General features: G+C 67.8%; 1 protein-coding gene. It reads right to left on the bottom strand.

The features are described 5' to 3' along the window. Positions 1–45 precede the first annotated feature (45 nt). Positions 46–2,727, bottom strand: a 2,682-nt coding sequence (gene glnE, locus D769_RS11725) for a bifunctional [glutamate--ammonia ligase]-adenylyl-L-tyrosine phosphorylase/[glutamate--ammonia-ligase] adenylyltransferase (RefSeq protein ID WP_008645264.1), incomplete at its 5' end; no start/stop codon positions are given.

A 2,727-nucleotide genomic window follows, 5' to 3' on the forward strand; every position in this document is an offset into this window, starting at 1 on the left:
CCCGCCACTGCGGCGAGCATGGCCGGCCAGCCCGGCAAGGCGCGCTCAGCCTTCACCAAATACCGCGCGCCACAGGGTGCGCACCTGCGTGGCCTGTTCGCGCACACTCTCCGGTGGCACCCGCGCCTGGTCGAACCCATCGAGCCGCAGCTTGTGCTGGCGCGCGCGGAACAGCCGGTACGCGTCGCCCACGGCCTGCGCGAGACTGGCGTCGATCAGGTTCAGCACGCCCGCCATACGCAGCAGCGCGATGTTGCCGGCATTGCGGGTCAGTTCCGGATGCGCGCCGCTGTGCAGCAGCACCAGATACTGCACGGCGAACTCGATATCGACCATGCCGCCGCGATCATGCTTGAGGTCGAACAGGTCGGTCGGGTTCGGATGCCCCTCCGCCACCTTGGCGCGCATCTCGACGATCTCGCCGCGCAGCGCGGCACCATCGCGCGGCTGGCGCAGGATCTCTTCGCGAAGATCCTCGAAACGGGCGCCGATTTCCGGGGCGCCAGCGCAGAAGCGCGCGCGCGTCAGGGCCTGGTGTTCCCAGACCCATGCGGCGTTGTCACCCTCGCGCAACTGATAGCGTCGGAACGCGTCGAAGCTGGTCACCAGCAACCCGGCCGCGCCGTTTGGCCGCAGACGCGTGTCCACGTCGAACAACATGCCCGCCGCGGTATGGCTGGTCAGCCAGGTGATCAGGCGGCGCGCGTAGGCCGCATAGACGTCGGGCGCACGTTCGTGATCGTCGTCGTAGAGGAAGATCAGGTCCAGATCGGACGCGTACCCCAACTCCTTGCCGCCGAGCCGGCCATAGGCGATTACCGCGAAACGCGGGGTGTCGCAGTGACGCGTCGGCAACTGGCGCCACACGGCCTGAAGCGTGACGTCGAGCATCGCATCCGCCAGATCGGAAAGACGGTCGGCCACCTGCTCGACGGTGAGCATCCCCTGCAGATCCTGCAACAGGATGCGGAACGTTTCGGCATGGTGCTCGCGACGCAGGATATCCATCTGCGCCTCGATCTGGCCGTCCGACGCCTGCAGCCGTTCGCTCAGCCGCGCGCGGAAAGCAGGCCAGTCCGGCGCTCCGGCCAGCGCGTCGGCATCGAGCAGTTCGTCGAGCAGTTGCGGGTGGCGCGTCAGGTAGGTCGCGGCCCAGCGCGATGCGTGCAGCGTCTGCGCGACGCGGTCCATTGCCTGCGGATACTCCGACAGTAGCGACAGATAAGACGCCCGCCGGCTGATCGCATCGAGAAAATCGAGAAAGCGCGCGATCGTGCTGTCCGAATCGTCCTGCTTGGCCGCGAGATCGAGCGCCCGGTTGACGAGCTGGTCGAAGCGCGAGCGGCTGGTTTCGGACAACGCGCGATAACGCATCGACGTGGCGATCGCGCGGAGCCGGTCGTACAGGCCCGTGCAGTCGCTAAAGCCCGCGGCCTGCAGGCGCTGGCATGGTGACGATTCGGGATCGGTCTCCTCGCCGTCACCCGGGGTGTCCTGCGAGGCGCGGGAGCTCTGCTCCTCACGCACCAGCGCGGGCCACAGCGCCTCGCACTCCGGCGTATCGGGACTGGTGAACGTCGCCTCGAACTGCTGCGCCACGGGGTCCATCAGCGCGTTCATCTGCGCGACCAGCGCCTCCCAGTCGCCATAGCCCATCATTTGCGCCACGGCGACGCGCTCTTCGTCCGACGTCGGCAGGTGATGCGTCTGGGCGTCGTCGCGATACTGGAGCCTGTGCTCGAGCTGGCGCAGGAAGCGGTAGGCATCGGCAAGCTGCAGTGCCTGCCCAGCGGGCAACAGGTTGCGTTCCAGCGCCACGTCGAGCACCTCGAGCGTGGGCCGCACCCGCAGCGCGGGGTCCTGCCCACCGCGAATCAACTGGAACACCTGCGCCATGAACTCGATTTCGCGAATGCCGCCACGACCGAGCTTGATATTGAACGAGCGCTGGTTCACACCGTGCCCGGCCAGACCACCGCTGCGCTTGGCCGCTTCGGCGCGAATCTGGGCATGGAGCGATCGGATCGCCGCGATCACGCCGTAGTCGAGGTAACGGCGGAACACGAACGGCGTGGTCAGGCGCGAGAGCATGGACGCGACACGTTCGGCGTGCGGCGTATCGCAGGCCGACACCACACGCCCCTTGATCCAGGCATAGCGCTCCCACTCGCGGCCCTGCACCACCAGGTATTCCTCGAGCATCCCGAAGCTGCAGACGAGCGGCCCCGCGTCGCCATTGGGCCGCAGGCGCATATCGACGCGGAAGACGTAGCCATCAGCCGTGACCTCGGACAGCAACGTGATCAGCCGGCGGCCAAGGCGAATGAAATACTCGTGATTGGACAGGCTGCGCGATCCGCCCTGCGTCTCGCCATCCTCGTCATAGAGGAAGATCAGGTCGATGTCGGACGAGACGTTCAGTTCGCGCCCGCCGAGCTTGCCCATGCCGACGACCACCAGTTCCTGCGCCTCGCCGCTCTGCTCGCCGATGGGGCGTCCGTAGGTCGCGCCGAGGTCCGCGCCGAGCACGCGCAGGCCGAACTGGATCGCCAGCTCCGCCAGGTCCGTCATCGCGCCGGTGATCTCCGCCAACGTGGCCAGACCACGCAGATCGCGCTCGATCAGCACGCACATGACCTCGGCACGCAACCGGCGCAGTGCCTGGCCCGCGGCGGCCTCCGCATCGGCGGACGGCGCGACCAGCGCCTGCAGCCGCGACTCCATCCA

Origin of the sequence: Cupriavidus sp. HMR-1, from assembly GCF_000319775.1 — a bacterium.
GTDB classification, from domain to species: domain Bacteria; phylum Pseudomonadota; class Gammaproteobacteria; order Burkholderiales; family Burkholderiaceae; genus Cupriavidus; species Cupriavidus metallidurans.